This window comes from Streptomyces kurssanovii, from assembly GCF_040677245.1.
GTDB lineage: Bacteria > Actinomycetota > Actinomycetes > Streptomycetales > Streptomycetaceae > Streptomyces > Streptomyces kurssanovii.
In genome coordinates this window covers 1-14,058 of sequence record NZ_JBFAQK010000018.1, presented here as the reverse complement: position 1 = coordinate 14,058, position 14,058 = coordinate 1, and the positions used below count along the sequence as shown (strand labels likewise).

Below are 14,058 nucleotides of genomic sequence, written 5' to 3'. Positions count from 1 at the left end.
CCTCGTCGAACCTCTCCAGCGGTGCCGGACGCTGCGCGGGTACCCGCCCGGGCGGCGCCGACACGAGGCGACGGCACGGTCCGGGCGGCGGCACCCCGGCGGTGTAGAAAGAACCATGCGAGCGATCACAGCCGACCGCTACGGCGGCCCTGAAGTCCTGGAGTTCACCGAAACCGCCGATCCCAAGATCGCACCCGACGCCGTCCTGGTCCGTGTGAAGGCCGCCGGTGTCAATCCCGTCGACTGGAAGGTCGTCGCCGGATACCTCGACCCGATCATGCACGCCCACTTCCCGCTGATCCCCGGCTGGGACGTGTCCGGCGTCGTCGAGGCGGTCGGCCTGGACGCGACCGAGTTCTCCGTGGGGGACGAGGTCTGCGGCTACGTCAGGAAGGACGAGGTGCAGCACGGCACGTTCGCCGAGCTGGTCGCCGCCCCGGTCCGCACGCTGGCGAAGAAGCCTTCCTCGCTCGACTGGCGGCAGGCCGCGGGCCTGCCGCTCGCGGGGCTCACCGCCCACCAGTCACTGGCCCGCATCGGCGTCACGCGCGGCGACACGGTCCTGGTGCACGCCGCCGCCGGCGGCGTGGGCTCGTTCGCGGTGCAGATCGCGGTGGCCCTGGGCGCCCGGGTCATCGGTACCGCCAGCGAACGCAACCATGACTTCCTCCGCTCGCTGGGCGCCGAGCCGGTCGTGTACGGAGACGGCCTCGCCGAGCGCGTACGCGAGCTGGCGCCCGACGGCATCACCGCGGCGGTCGACTATGTCGGCGAGGACGCCGTGGAGGTCTCCCAGCAGTTGCTCACCGACCGGAGCCGCGTCGCCTCCGTCGTCGACGCCTCGGTCACCCAGCGCGGCGGGCACCACGTCTGGGTGCGTCCGAGCACCACTGATCTCACCGACCTCGGCCGGCTCGCGGACTCCGGCAGCCTCACCGTGAACGTCGATCACGCGCTGCCGCTGGCCGAGGCGGGCGAGGCGTTCCGGCTGAGCGCGGAGGGCCGCACCCGGGGAAAGATCGTGCTCGAGGTCGACTGAGTCCGGCGGGAGCGGGACGGAACGGGCCGCCCCGGCACGCCCGGCCGCGCCGGGGCGGCACGGACAGCCGCCGATCCCGACCGGGCTCCGCCGGGCGTGGACCGGGGCCGTAAGCGCTGAAACCAGGCGAAGCCCACCCATTGCTCTCTATCGTGGGAACCATCGGCCGAAATTCGTCAGAGCCGGTGAAAACGGTCGGAAAAGGCCACTTCCCGACGGCCGCCGGCCCGACTCCCTCAGGAGGTCTGTCATGACCGACGCGACCGAAGCAGCCCGGGCCGACGTCCAGGCGGACGCTGCGATCAAGGCGAAGCACCGGAAGATGTGGGCGCTGGGCGACTACCCCACCCTCGCCGGTGAGCTCATCCCCGAGCTGGGCACGGCCCTGGTGGAGGCGTGCGGCGTGGCGTCCGGCGACAAGGTGCTGGACATCGCGGCCGGGACGGGCAATGCCGCGATCCCCGCGGCACAGGCCGGCGCCGATGTCGTCGCCTGCGACCTCACGCCGGAACTGCTGGAGGCCGGGCGCCGACTGGCGCGGAAGCACGACGTGGAACTGGAATGGCGCGAGGCCGACGCCGAGGCGCTCCCCTTCGGCGACGGCGAGTTCGACACCGTCATGTCCTGCGTCGGAATCATGTTCGCCCCGCACCACGAGGCTGCCGCCGGTGAACTGCTCCGGGTCTGCCGACCGGGCGGGACCGTCGGCATGATCAACTGGACGCCCGAGGGTTTCATCGGGCAGATGTTCGCCGCGATGAAGCCGTACGCCCCACCGCCGCCGCCCGGTGCGCAGCCCCCACCGCTGTGGGGGAAGGAGGAGCACGTCAGGACGCTCCTCGGCGACAAGGTGACCGGTCCGGAGATGCGTCGGCAGACGGTGAGGGTGGACCGCTTCGACGGGCCGGAAGCCTTCCGCGACTACTTCAAGGCCGTGTACGGGCCGACCATCGCCGTCTACCGGAACATCGCCGGCTCCCCGGACCGGGTCGCCGAACTGGACCGCGCGCTCGCCGACCTGGCCCGTGAGCACGGCTCCGGCTCCGGAGGCTTCGCCATGGACTGGGAGTACCTCCTGGTGACCGCCCGCCGGAGCGGCTGACCCGCGGCCGCGCAGAGGGAGACCCCGCCGCGACGGGGGATGCGCGGCGGGGCCCGATGGGCGTATGCCCCAGGAGCGGGGATCCATGCGTCTTGCGCACGGCGGGTCCGGGCCTTGGTGCGCGTCCGGCGATACCTCCGGCGCGGGCCATGGCCGGCGGCGGTGCCGCCTTTGGCCGCCGTTCGGGCGGCGGGCACCGGTGGAGCGTACGGGTCCGGACCGCGGCGTCAGTGACCGGCGGTTCTGCGCACGCAGGCGGCGACCACGTCCCGCAGGCTTCCCGTCCGGTGCAGCAGGTCGCGCTGGAAACGGGCGCCGTTGCCGTCCGCGTGCAGCGCGGCCACCGCTTCAGCGGCGCGGTCGGCGTCGCCGGTGTCCTTCAGGGCGTCGCCGACGTGGTCGAGCAGCACCCGTACGACGTCGGCGGCCGGTTCCGGGCGCATGGTGAGCGGGTGGATCAGCCGCCCCTCCAGTCCGGAGCGACTCGCGCGCCACGCCGCGAGCCGCAGCAGGCCGACACCGTGCGGCACGGGCGGCAGTCCCTCCCGCCACTCGCGGGCCGCCGTCTCCACCAGCCCGCGGACGAGCGAGGCGACGAGCACCGTGGTCCCCGGGTCCAGGCAGACGTCCGCCACCCGGATCTCCACGGTGGGATACCGGTGCGAGAGCCGGGCATCGAAGTAGATCATTCCCTGATCGCGCAGGGCCCCTGTGCCGACCATCGCCTCGACCTGCTCGTGGTAGCGGTCGGCCGACCCGAACAGCTCCACCGGACCCGCCGACGGCCAGCGGGCCCAGACGCGGCTGCGGTAGCTGGAGTAGCCGCTGTCCTTGCCCTGCCAGAACGGTGAGTTGGCGCTGATCGCCACGAGGACCGGCAGCCAGGGGCGGATGCGGTCGAGGACGGCGACGCCCTCCTCGTCGGATTCGACCGCCACATGGACGTGGCACCCGCAGGTGAGCTGTTCCTGTGTGGTCAGGCCGAACTCCTCGGCCATCCAGCCGTACCGCTCGCCGCCCCACAGCGACGGGCTGACCGGCAGCGGTGACGTTGCCAGCGCGGCGACCGCCGCGCCGAGGCGTTCGGCGTGGTGGGCGGCTTCGGCGCGCCGCCGGTCGATCTCGTCCGCGAGGTCGTCCATCGACTCCTGCGGAAGCGTGGCGAACTCGAGCTGCTCCCGCTGGAGCTCCGCCTCGAACACCTCGCGGCTGTCGCCGCTCTCCCGCTCGGCGGAAGCGAGCACCGCCGCGGCCAGGGCACACGGCTCGCCCGAGTCCGGATCCACGAGGAGCAGCTCCTCCTCCACGCCCACCGTGCGCATGCCCACCACTCTCCGCGGCCGAGGTCGAGATCTGTCGTGTGCCCGCTGACGGGAGCTCGATGCCTCGCCGGCGCGTCGCCTCCGCCATGAAAGCCGCACTCCGGGACGCCGGCCGGCGCCTTCGGACGGCGTGGCCGCCGCGTAAGCCGTGCCGGGCGGGGCAGGCGCATGGTCATGGCAGACATCGCACGGCTGCCGGAGCAGCCCACGCAGCGCATTCACTTCCCGGACCGCGTCGTGTGCGTGGTCCGCCGTACGGGAGCGGGGGCGAGAGACCTGCCGGCCGGCTGTCCGCTCCCGGGCACGGAGCCGGCGCCGTGACAGCCGGCCCCGCGGGCGTCGTGGCGATGGTGGTCGCGCTGCTGCTGCCCGCTCTGCTTCTCGGGCTGGTGCTCGCGCTGGACCGGTACGAGGAGAGCCTGTTCCCGCCCCGGGCGCCACAAGCGGAGGCGCCGCAGCCCGGCCCCCGCTCAGCCGGCCGGCACGCGAGGCGCGGCCGGGCCCGCGGAAGCCGCCGGGCACCTGGTCCGCCGCCGTCGCCCGGACCGTCTCCGCGGCGGACAGCCCCCGCCCCCACCGGCCGGCCCCTGGCAAGGCCATGACGAGGTGATCCGGCCTCCGTACCGGGACGCCCGCCTGCGCGCGAGTCGTCGCTGACACGGTCGCCGGACGGACCGGGAAGGCTCTGCCGTCCCGTTTGCGGGCATTCCTGCGGCACCGGAGGGTAGGCGGGACAGCCCGCCGGGGCATTCATCCGCAGCAAGGGAGGAGTCGGCCGTGCCCGAGGAGAACCAGGAGGCCAGGGATCCGGGGGCCAAGCACCCTGAGCCGGAGTTCCCGAAGCAGGAGCAGCAGCACCCGGGCTGGACGGGTCCGATGGACCCGCCGCCGGACCATGGCGAGGAGAGCTATCGCGGGAGCGGTCTGCTGCGCGATCTGAAGGCCGTGCTGACGGGTGGCGACTCGGGCATCGGCCGCGCGGTGGCGCTGGCCTTCGCGCGTGAGGGCGCCGATGTGCTGTTCACCCATCTGCCGGAGGAGACGGAAGAGGCGGAGGCCACGCGGCAGCTGATCGTGGACGCGGGCCGCAAGGCGGTGCCGGTGCCGTGCGACATCCGCGAGGAGAAGCAGTGCCGGCAGCTCGTCGACCGCGCCGTGGCCGAGTTCGGGCACATCGACATCCTGGTGAACAACGCCGCCTACCAGATGTCGCAGCCGGAAGGCATCGGCGCGATCACCACGGAACAGTTCGACCGCGTCATGCGCACCAATCTCTACGGCATGTTCTGGGTGTCGAAGATGTCCCTGCCCCACATGCCCCGCGGCGGCTGCGTCATCAACTCCACGTCCGTGCAGGCCTACAAGCCGAGCCCGCACCTGCTCGACTACGCGATGACGAAGGGCGCGATCGTCACCTTCACCCAGGGGCTGGCGCAGATGGTGGCGTCCGACGGGATCCGCGTCAACGCGGTGGCGCCCGGGCCGGTCTGGACGCCGCTCATTCCCGCGACGATGCCGGACACCGCCGAGTTCGGCAAGAAGTCGCTGTTCGGCCGGCCCGCACAGCCTGCGGAGATGGCTCCCGCCTACGTCTTCCTCGCCTCCCCGCAGGCCGGTTACATCACGGCCGAGATCGTCAACGCGACAGGCGGGACCCCACTGCCGTGACCGCGGTTCCCGCAGCCGCGTGCCCGCCCGGGCGCTCCCCGTGCAGGACGGCCAGCAGCCCGGCCACGGCCGCGGCGACGGCGTCCCGGGCGGGGCCGAGGTACTTGCGTGGGTCGGCCGTCTCCGGATGGGCGTCGAGGTAGGCGCGGGCGGCGCGGGTGAACGCCTTGTTGAGGTGGGTGGAGACGTTGACCTTCGTCATGCCGGCCGCGACGGCCTTGGTGAGTCCTTCGTCGCCGACGCCGGAGGAGCCGTGCAGGACCAGCGGGACGCTCACGCTGTCCCGCAACAGGGTGATCAGAGCGAAGTCGAGGACCGCGTCCCGGGTGAGCATGGCGTGCGAGCTGCCGACGGCCACCGCGAGGGCGTCCACGGCCGTGGCGGCGACGAACTCCCGCGCCTCTGCGGGGTCGGTGCGAACGCCGGGTGCGTGCGCGCCGTCCTTGCCGCCGACCTCGCCGAGTTCCGCCTCCACCCAGACGTTCCGGGCGTGGCAGTGGGCGGTGATCTCCGCCGTCGCCGCCACGTTCTCGTCGTAGGGCAGCTTCGACGCGTCGAACATGACGGAGGTGAACCCGAGTTCGACGGCCTGGTGCACCAGGTCCGGCGATTCCGCGTGGTCGAGGTGGACGGCGACAGGGGCGCTCGAGGCACGGGCGACGGCGAGGGTCGCGAGCGCGATCGGTTCCAGCGCCCCGTGGTAGCGGGCGGTGTTCTCACTGATCTGGAGGATCACGGGCCGGCCGGCGGCCTCCGCGCCGGCGACGATGGCCTCCGCGTGCTCGAGCTGCACGACGTTGAACGCTCCGACGCCCACGCCGCTTCGGACCGCGGAGCGGACGATGTCCTCAGTGGGCGTGAGCGGCATGGACTTCCTCCACGGTGGCGATCGGACGGGAACGGCGGTCGCGGGCCTCAGGCATGGCTGTTCTCGAGGACGACGGACCGGGTGAGGTTGCGGGGCCGGTCGGGGTTGTGGCCGCGCGCTTCGGCGAGCGCGACCGCGAGGCGCTGGGCGCGCACGAGGTCGGCGAGCGGGTCCAGGTCCTGGCCGCTGTCCGTGGAACCGGCGACCAGCGTGCCGCCGACCCGCGCGACATCCTCCGCGAGGCCGTGCGGGAGCCGGCCGAAGGCCCATGCCACGCGCCCCGGCCCGGTGATGCTGATCGGCCCGTGCCGGTACTCCATCGCCGGGTACGCCTCGGTCCAGGCGCCTGCCGCCTCACGCATCTTCAGCCCCGCCTCGAGCGCCAGGCCGTAGGTCCAGCCGGTGCCGAGGAAGGTGAACTGTTCGGCGGCGCACACCTCGGGGTCGAGGGGTTCGACAACGGCCCGCTCGGCGTCCTCGATCGCCCGGTCGAGGACGCGTACACCCTCGGGCAGGGCGTCCTCCGCCTCCAGATGGGCGCGCAGCAGTGCGAGGTTGGCGGTGGCGAACCGGGTCTGGACGACGGACTCCTCGTCGGCGAAGTCCAGGACCGCGACCGCGTCGGCCGCCTGCATGACGGGCGTCGTGGGGTCGGCGGTGATCGCGCCGGTGGGCACGGCGCCCTTCACCCGCCGCAGCAGGTCCAGGACCTCGGTCGTGGTGCCCGACCTGGTGATGGCGAGGACGCGGTCGTAGCGGCGGCCGTGCGGGAACTCGGAGGCCGCGAAAGCGTCCGTCTCGCCGTGGCCGCCGTTCTCGCGGAGCACGGCGTAGGACTGGGCCATGAACCAGGAGGTTCCGCAGCCGATGACCGCGACGCGCTCGCCCCGGCGTGGAAGGGCTGCGGCATGCCGCGGGAGCGACCGGGCCGCCTGCCGCCAGACGTCGGGCTGCGAGGCGATCTCGGCCGAGGTACGGGAGGAACCGTGGGCTGACAAGGTGACGAGCTCCTTCGTGAGGGGTGGCGGGACGTCGTACGGGGACAGGGGGCGATTCCGGTGATGCTTCGTGGCACCGATTCGGCGAAGCCTGCATGATTCTGCGTGATGAGCGGGCTTTTCGAGCAATTACAAGCACACCCTTGCGCAGTATCCAGCAGCATGCTCCCCTCGGGCAAGTGGCCGCTCCGCGTCGCTTAGCGTGTGAGAGCGCAGGATCCAGGCCCCGGAGGAGTCCGACACATGTCCAAGCACGAGCGGTGGAGCAGATTGCTGGAATTGCTGGCCGCCGAGGGCAAGCTGGAGGTCGAGGAGGCGGCGACGGCTCTCGAGGTGTCGCCGGCCACCATCAGACGGGATCTCGACGAGCTCGCCGAGCAGCAGATGCTCGTGCGTACCCGGGGCGGCGCCGTCGCGCACGGCGTCTCTTACGAGCTTCCGCTGCGCTACAAGTCCTCCCGGCACGCCTCCGAGAAGCAGCGCATCGCCGCGGCCGTCGCCGAGCTGATCGGCGAGGGTGACGTCGTGGGCCTCAACGGGGGCACGACCACGACCGAGGTGGCGCGGGCCTTGGCGCTGCGCGCCGCCGGCGGGCGGCGGGAGCTCCCCGACATGACCGCGCCTTCGCTGACCGTCGTCACCAACGCGCTCAACATCGCGGGTGAGCTGGCCGTACGCCCCCAGATCAAGATCGTGGTCACCGGGGGTGTCGCCCGGCCGCAGACCTACGAGCTCGTCGGCCCGCTGACCGTGGGCGTGCTGAACGAGGTCGTCCTGGACGTGGCCGTCCTCGGGGTCGACGGAGTGGATCCGCGGCTGGGGCTGATGACGCATCAGGAGGACGAGGCGAGCATCAGCAGGCTGTTCGCGGAGCGGGCGCGCCGGGTCGTCGTGGTGACCGACTCGTCCAAGATGGGCCGGCGCGCCTTCGCCAGGATCTGCGGCCTGGATCGCGTCGATGTGCTGGTGACCGACTCCGCGCTCCCCTCCGAGATGGCGGCCCGGCTCAGTGAGGCGGGCATCAAGGTCCACGCCGTCTGACCACGGGGTCCCCGGGCCCGCGTGTTGCGCGGGCCCGGGGTCACGGCCAGGGTTCTCAGGGAGCGACGGCCATGTCGAAGACGTGGATGTTCCCGTTGCCGGGCAGGACCACGAAGTCGACCTCCTTGGCCGCGTCGAGCGGGATCGAGTGGGCGAAGATGCGATAGGCGATCCCCGCGTTCCCGTATCCGCTCTGCCGGTTGCGGCCGTCGGAGGACGCGACCAGCGTCGCGCCGTGGGCGTTCGCCGGGTCGAACGACCAGTTGGGGAAGCCGAACGAACCGGTGCCCGTGCTGCCGTCCTTGTAGTAGACGGTGGCCGTTCCGGTCGCGCCGCTGCCGACACCCGAGCCGAGGAAGACCAGCTTGCTGCCCCGGCCGCTCAGGGTGACGGCCTGACCGGCGCTCGAGACGTTGCCCTTGGTCCCCGCGGCCGCCTCCGGCCAGGTCAGTTCGGCGCCCAGCGCCCGTACCGTGGCGCCCGGGGTCAGGCCGACGTCGGCGAGTTTCTGGGCGGAGAAGCTGTTGCCGCCGCCGTCGTAATTGCCGGGCGTGGTGTTGCTCTCGTCGGTGACGCCGACGTTGTTGTAGGCGTCCGCGAGGTCCGCCAGCGGTGTGCCGCTGCGCTGGGAGCGGGTCGCCGTCGCCGTTCCGGCTCCGTCGCCGCCCTTGTAGGTCGCCGTGGCGGTGAAGGTCCGCACGGTGAATCCGGGCCGCGGCTCCGGCACCTGGATGCGGAACTCGGCGGCGGCCGTGGCTCCGGCGGCGAAGGTGCCGTCCACGCTGCGGACCGACGGCTGGACCGCCCAGCCCACCGGCCCGGCGAACGACACCTTCAGGGACCGCATGCGGTCGGGTCCGGCGTTCTTGACGGTCACCTTCACCGTCGAGATGGCCGGGCCCGCGAGGTCGACGGGCGCTATCGTCACCTCGGTCGCTGCGGGAGCCGGCGCGGGCTCCGGTTCGGCGGCGGCCGCGGCGGGCGCGGGAACGAGCAGTGCCGCCGCCACCGCCATGGCTCTGAGAGAAGATATCCGTCCGGCTGATCTCACTGTCTGCTCCTTCTGTCGGTCCGCCCGAGCGGTGAGCTCAGGCGACGGGGGGCATCTCGGAGGTTCGGGAGTCCAGACCTGTGCGGAGATTCACCCAGGAACCCCGGGTGAAGTCGGGAACCTCGACCGGACGGCCGCCGGCGGCCAGGGACTTGACGCTGAGCGGCACCGGCGCGCACCAGGCGGCGGAGTCGTAGACGTCGATGTCGGGGACCAGTCCCGCCCGCATCAGCTGGACGGTGCGCCACTGCAGGACGTAGTCCATGCCGCCGTGGCCGCCGTTGTTCGCGGCGTCGTCGCCGATCTTCTTCCAGAGCCAGTGGTCGAACTCCTTGCGGTAGGTGTCGAAGTCGCGCCAGGAGTGCCCGCTGTGGTCGGGCTCGACGTAGATGCGTCCGCCGGTCGTCGAGGTGCCCGCGTAGTCCTCGAAGATGCCCCGGCTGCCGGCGAGGGAGTTGATGCGGCTGTACGGCCGGGGTGAGCTGACGTCGTGCTCGGCCCTGATGACCCGGCCCTTGGCCGTGTCGATCAGGCAGGTGACCAGGTCGCCGTTGATGTAGGTCTCCTGCCACGACGGGTGCGAGCGCGGCATGAAGCGCTCCCGGTAGTCGGCGAGTCCCTTGGGTTCGGTGGCGGTGGCGCGCAGCACCGTCATACGGTCCCCGCGGTTGATGTCCATGGCCGCGGCCACCGGTGCCAGACCGTGCATCGCGTAGAAGGAGGCGGTGCTGCGGGTGTGCCAGAGGCGGCGCCAGGCGTCGGTGTAGTAGGTGTCGGAGAACAGCAGGGCCCGCAGGTCGTGCAGGTAGCCGCCGTGCCCGTTGGTGACGTCGCCGAAGAGCCCCTCGTGCGCCATCTTCAGCATGGCCAGCTCGTTGCGGCCGTAGCTGCAGTTCTCCGAGAGGATCAGATGCCTGCGGGTCCGCTCGGAGGTGTCGACGAGGTCCCAGAGCTCGTCCAGTCCGGTGGCGATGGGCAGTTCGACGATGACGTGCTTGCCGGCCAGCAGCGCGGCCCTGCCCTGCTGGTAGTGGAACTCCCAGGGCGTGGCGATGTAGACGAGGTCGATGTCGTCGCGCTCCAGCATCCGGGCGTACGACTCGTCAGAGCCGCCGTACTCGGCGGGGCGCGGCTTGCCCGTGGCGACCAGCCGGTCGGCGGTCCGCTTGGCGCGCTCGGCACGGATGTCGCAGACGGCGGTGACGGCGCAGCCGGGGACGACGGACCAGCCCTCGCTCATCCCGTGCCCCCGGTTGCCGAGTCCGATGACTCCCACGCGGACGGTCCGATGAGGCTCGAAGGCGACCTCGATCATCGACTTCTGGCCCGGCCTGCGCCGCGGCGCGGGGTCGACGGCGGTGGCGGCCTCTGTGACGGGAGCGGCCTGTGCGGAGCCGACACCGGCCGCGAGTGCGCCGGTGGCGAGGGCTCCTCCTAGGAGCAAGCGGCGTGAGACTGCGGGAATTTCGGGCATATGGAACGCTCCTCGGTCCGCGATCGGCATCACTGGCGGGGAAGACTCTGGCGGGATTGACGCATGGGTGTCAATGGATGTTCGTAAGCGCGCCGTTACGAACAAGAACAAGCATCGAACCGGCCTCGGCGCAAGAAGTGACAACTCGTCAATTTCGTCGCTCAGATCCCTACATCGAGCCGACGCGCCGTCACTTCACCTGCATGGCGGCGAAGTTTGTTCTCAGTGATGACGAAGTATGGACAGCGTCAGCAAAAGGCTCCTAGGGTTTGCGGCGCACTCCTGTGAGCTCTCGGCTCTCTGCACCGCTCTCTGCACCGCGTCCATCTGCACCGCGTCCACTGCACTGAGTTCATCCGAACCTCCGGATCGGCACCGGCCGATCGCGCCCCGCGTTGTGGTCCACGTTCACCACCGTTACGTGCTCCCGCCGCCAGGGAGCCCGGGAGGATGCATGAATCCACGGATGCACCAACGACTTCGCAGACGGGTGACCGGCCTGGTCGCCGCCTCGTTCCTGGCCGGCTGCCTCATATCGCCGCCGGCCTTCGCAGCGGCCGGCGCCGCAGAGGACCTGCCACCGCAGGAACCCGGCGTCACGCTGCGCGTCTTCGACATACAGCTGCCCATGAGCAAGATCTGCTCCATCAAGCCGGGACAGACGCCGAACGTCGACAAGTTGATGCCTACGATCGACTGGAGCTCCACCGACGACTTCGGCGCCGGCGACCACTTCGTGTCCCAGGTGATCGGCAACATCGACGTTCCCCAGGACGGCTCCTACACCTTCCGGCTGACCAGCGACGACGGCTCACGGCTGCTGATCGACGACAGGCCGGTCATCGACCACGACGGCCTGCACGGCGCCGAACCGAAGGACGGCACGGTCGAACTGACCGCAGGTCACCACGCGCTGCGGATCGACCACTTCGACCGCACCGGCGGCCAGCAGATCACGCTCGCCTGGCGGCCCCCAGGCGCTTCCGGCTTCTCCGTCGTGCCGAACTCGGTCCTGAGCACCGACGCCGGCGTCGTACGCGTGACCGCACCGGGCCGCAAGGAGTGCGAGAGCGGCACCGACTCCCCCGGCGACGGCCTGCCGCTGACCGATGTCCACCCCGGCTACGACCTGACCGACCTGCGGCCGGCCGGCTTCGAGCCGCAGATCACCGGCATGGACTGGCTGCCCGACGGCCGGCTCGCCGTCACCACATGGGGAGGCACCGACAACACGGCGGGCGAGGTCTACCTCCTCGGCAACGTCACCCATGACACCGGACCGGACAAGGTGACCGTCAAGAAGGTCGCGAGCGGCCTCAAGGAACCGATGGGCATCAAGGCCGTCGACGGCAAGATCTACGTGTCGCAGAAGCACGAACTGACCGAGCTCAGCGACGTCGACGGTGACGATGTCGTCGACGAACGGCGCACCGTGGCGAGCTGGCCCTTCGGCGGGAACTTCCACGAGTTCGCCTTCGGCCTGCTCCACCGCAACGGGTTCTTCTACCTCAACCTGTCGGTGGCCATCAACTACGGCGGCGCGACGACCGATCCGCAGCCCGCACGCAACCGCGGCACCACGGTCAAGGTGAACGCGAAGACGGGCGAGGTGTCCTACGTCGCGGGCGGTCTGCGCACCCCGAACGGCATCGGCTGGGGCCCCGGCGGCGACATCTTCGTGACGGACAACCAGGGCGGCTGGCTGCCGGCCTCCAAACTGGTACGGATCAAGCAGGACCGCTTCTTCAACCACTTCACGAACCCGGACGGCCCCTTCGACGCCAACCCCGTCAGCAAGCCCGTGCTGTGGCTGCCGCAGAACGAGATCGCCAACTCGCCCAGCACACCGCTCCACCTCACGAAGGGCCCCTACGCGGGGCAGCTGCTGTTCGGCGACGTCACCTACGGCGGTCTCCAGCGCGCCTTCCTGGAGAAGGTGAAGGGCCAGGACCAGGGCGCCGTGTTCCGGCACACCCAGGGACTCGAGGCAGGCGTCAACCGGATCAGCCAGGGCCCGGACGGCGCCATCTACGCCGGCGGTCTGGGCGCGGGCGGCAACTGGGGCCAGGAGGGCAAGCTCACCCACGGCCTGCAGAAGCTGACACCGAACGGGAAGGACGCCTTCGACATCCTGGCGATGCGCGCCAGGCCCGACGGCTTCGAGCTGGAGTACACCGAGCCGCTGTCCCAGGCCACGGCCGACACGCTGGCCGCCCGCTACCAGGTCGAGCAGTGGCGATACGTCCCCACACCCTCGTACGGCGGCCCGAAGGTGGACGAGGAGAAGCTGACCGTGGAGTCCGCCGCACTGTCCGCCGACCGCAAGAAGGTCACCCTGGTCATCCCCGGTCTCAAGCCCGACCGGGTGGTCCATGTGCGCTCGCCCCGCCCGTTCAGCTCCGCGAGCGGCGAAGCGCTGTGGAGCACGGAGGCCTGGTACACACTGAATGCCATGCCCGGAAGTCAGCCGAAGGTCACGCTCTACGAGGCCGAGGAGGCACGGCTCGCGGGCGGCGCCGGCACGGACACGGAGCATGCCGGTCACTCCGGCAGCGGCTTCGTCGACGGATACGGCACCGAGGGCGCCTCGACCACCTTCGACGTGGACGTCGACGAGGCCGGCACCTACGACGTCGGTCTGCGTTACGCCAACGGGCCGCACCCCTTCACCGGCACCAAGACCGTGAGCGTGTACGTCAACGGCAGCAGGTTCGGACAGTCGAAGCTGCTCAGCACCGGCGAGTGGAACACATGGTCCACCCGGACCGAACAACTGCCGCTGCGCGCCGGCGCCAACACCATCACCTACCGGTACGACAGCGGCGACACCGGGCACGTCAACCTCGACATGATCACGGTCCATCCGCACGGCAGCCGCGTGGTCCTGTTCGACGGGGCGGACCGGTCGGCCTGGCAGCAGACCGACGGCCGCACCGCGCAGTGGCCGCTGACGGACGGCGCGATGGAGGTCTGCTGCGGCGACATCCGCACCAAGCAGGCGTTCGGCGACTTCGAACTCCACGCCGAGTTCTGGCTGCCCGTGCTCCCGCCGGACGTGACGGGACAGGACCGGGCCAACAGCGGTGTGTATCTGCAGGACCGCTACGAGATCCAGGTGCTCGACTCCTACGGCGACACGACGCCGAAGATCGACGGAGCGGCCGCGATCTACCAGCGGAAGCCCGCGGACGTCAACGCGGCGAAACCGCCGGGCACCTGGCAGACGTACGACATCACTTTCCGCGCGGCACGTTTCGACGAGGCCGGCAGGAAGACGGAGGACGCCCGCGTGACCGTCGTGTGGAACGGCACGACGGTCCATGACGACGTGGCCGTGGCGGGTCCGACCGGCGCGGGAGCACCGGAGGGGCCGACGGCGGGCCCGATCCGCCTCCAGGACCAGTCCCGGGTCCACACGCCGGCACCCAGGCCGTACAGCGTGTCGTTCGCGATCTTCAGCGCCTCGTCGACCGAGTCGTACGTCGTGACGGAGAC

Annotated in this window: 9 protein-coding genes and 2 pseudogenes; 5 read left to right on the top strand and 6 right to left on the bottom strand. The window is 71.2% G+C overall.

The annotated features are described in order from the left end of the window. The first annotated feature begins 115 nt into the window (after positions 1-115). Together AB0K36_RS15395 and AB0K36_RS15390 are read left to right on the top strand one after the other, a co-directional pair. On the top strand, positions 116-1,039 hold the full coding sequence (locus tag AB0K36_RS15395; protein WP_364593621.1) for an NADP-dependent oxidoreductase: 924 nt from the start codon (positions 116-118) through the stop codon (positions 1,037-1,039). A gap of 250 nt (positions 1,040-1,289) precedes the next feature. Further along, the gene (locus tag AB0K36_RS15390) at positions 1,290-2,141 is read left to right on the top strand and encodes a class I SAM-dependent methyltransferase (protein ID WP_364593618.1); all 852 of its coding nucleotides are present in this window, start codon (positions 1,290-1,292) and stop codon (positions 2,139-2,141) included. A 227-nt stretch (positions 2,142-2,368) separates the two neighbouring features. Here the strand turns inward: AB0K36_RS15390 and AB0K36_RS15385 are convergent, their stop codons facing one another. After that, positions 2,369-3,463: a glutamate--cysteine ligase 2 gene (locus AB0K36_RS15385; RefSeq protein WP_364593615.1), complete on the bottom strand. Its 1,095-nt coding sequence runs from the start codon at positions 3,461-3,463 to the stop codon at positions 2,369-2,371. Between the two features lie 777 nt (positions 3,464-4,240). Here AB0K36_RS15385 and AB0K36_RS15380 point away from each other — a divergent pair. After that, positions 4,241-5,131, top strand: a complete 891-nt coding sequence (locus AB0K36_RS15380) for an SDR family oxidoreductase (protein WP_364593613.1) — start codon at positions 4,241-4,243, stop codon at positions 5,129-5,131. On the opposite strand, the gene AB0K36_RS15375 is transcribed toward AB0K36_RS15380, so the two are convergent. Then, on the bottom strand, positions 5,100-5,999 hold the full coding sequence (locus tag AB0K36_RS15375; protein WP_364593610.1) for a class II fructose-bisphosphate aldolase: 900 nt from the start codon (positions 5,997-5,999) through the stop codon (positions 5,100-5,102). The genes AB0K36_RS15380 and AB0K36_RS15375 overlap by 32 nt on opposite strands. A gap of 47 nt (positions 6,000-6,046) precedes the next feature. Further along, the gene (locus AB0K36_RS15370) at positions 6,047-6,997 is read right to left on the bottom strand and encodes an SIS domain-containing protein (protein ID WP_364593607.1); all 951 of its coding nucleotides are present in this window, start codon (positions 6,995-6,997) and stop codon (positions 6,047-6,049) included. A 243-nt stretch (positions 6,998-7,240) separates the two neighbouring features. Here AB0K36_RS15370 and AB0K36_RS15365 point away from each other — a divergent pair, with 243 nt between their 5' ends. Continuing rightward, a complete protein-coding gene (locus tag AB0K36_RS15365; protein ID WP_364593604.1) occupies positions 7,241-8,038 on the top strand; it encodes a DeoR/GlpR family DNA-binding transcription regulator in 798 nt (265 codons plus the stop codon). A gap of 55 nt (positions 8,039-8,093) precedes the next feature. On the opposite strand, the gene AB0K36_RS15360 is transcribed toward AB0K36_RS15365, so the two are convergent. Together AB0K36_RS15360 and AB0K36_RS15355 are read right to left on the bottom strand one after the other, a co-directional pair. Further along, positions 8,094-9,053, bottom strand: coding sequence for a beta-sandwich domain-containing protein (locus AB0K36_RS15360; protein WP_364593601.1), 960 nt, complete (start codon positions 9,051-9,053; stop codon positions 8,094-8,096). A gap of 73 nt (positions 9,054-9,126) precedes the next feature. Further along, positions 9,127-10,563: a Gfo/Idh/MocA family protein gene (locus AB0K36_RS15355; protein WP_364593598.1), complete on the bottom strand. Its 1,437-nt coding sequence runs from the start codon at positions 10,561-10,563 to the stop codon at positions 9,127-9,129. Between the two features lie 454 nt (positions 10,564-11,017). On the opposite strand from AB0K36_RS15355, the pseudogene AB0K36_RS15350 reads away from it, so the two are divergent. Beyond that, positions 11,018-13,963 (top strand): annotated as a pseudogene (locus AB0K36_RS15350) (3-keto-alpha-glucoside-1,2-lyase-like domain-containing protein); the annotation flags it as partial. A gap of 2 nt (positions 13,964-13,965) precedes the next feature. Here AB0K36_RS15350 and AB0K36_RS15345 read toward each other — a convergent pair. Continuing rightward, positions 13,966-14,058, bottom strand: a pseudogene (locus AB0K36_RS15345) (aldehyde dehydrogenase family protein); the annotation flags it as partial.

Bases quoted from the DNA above. Each gene is read 5' to 3' on its own strand.
- AB0K36_RS15395 (WP_364593621.1), top strand. From the start codon at position 116: ATGCGAGCGATCACAGCCGACCGCTACGGCGGCCCTGAAGTCCTGGAG.
- AB0K36_RS15390 (WP_364593618.1), top strand. From the start codon at position 1,290: ATGACCGACGCGACCGAAGCAGCCCGGGCCGACGTCCAGGCGGACGCT.
- AB0K36_RS15385 (WP_364593615.1), bottom strand. From the start codon at position 3,463: ATGCGCACGGTGGGCGTGGAGGAGGAGCTGCTCCTCGTGGATCCGGAC.
- AB0K36_RS15375 (WP_364593610.1), bottom strand. From the start codon at position 5,999: ATGCCGCTCACGCCCACTGAGGACATCGTCCGCTCCGCGGTCCGAAGC.
- AB0K36_RS15365 (WP_364593604.1), top strand. From the start codon at position 7,241: ATGTCCAAGCACGAGCGGTGGAGCAGATTGCTGGAATTGCTGGCCGCC.
- AB0K36_RS15360 (WP_364593601.1), bottom strand. From the start codon at position 9,053: ATGGCGGTGGCGGCGGCACTGCTCGTTCCCGCGCCCGCCGCGGCCGCC.
- AB0K36_RS15355 (WP_364593598.1), bottom strand. From the start codon at position 10,563: ATGCCCGAAATTCCCGCAGTCTCACGCCGCTTGCTCCTAGGAGGAGCC.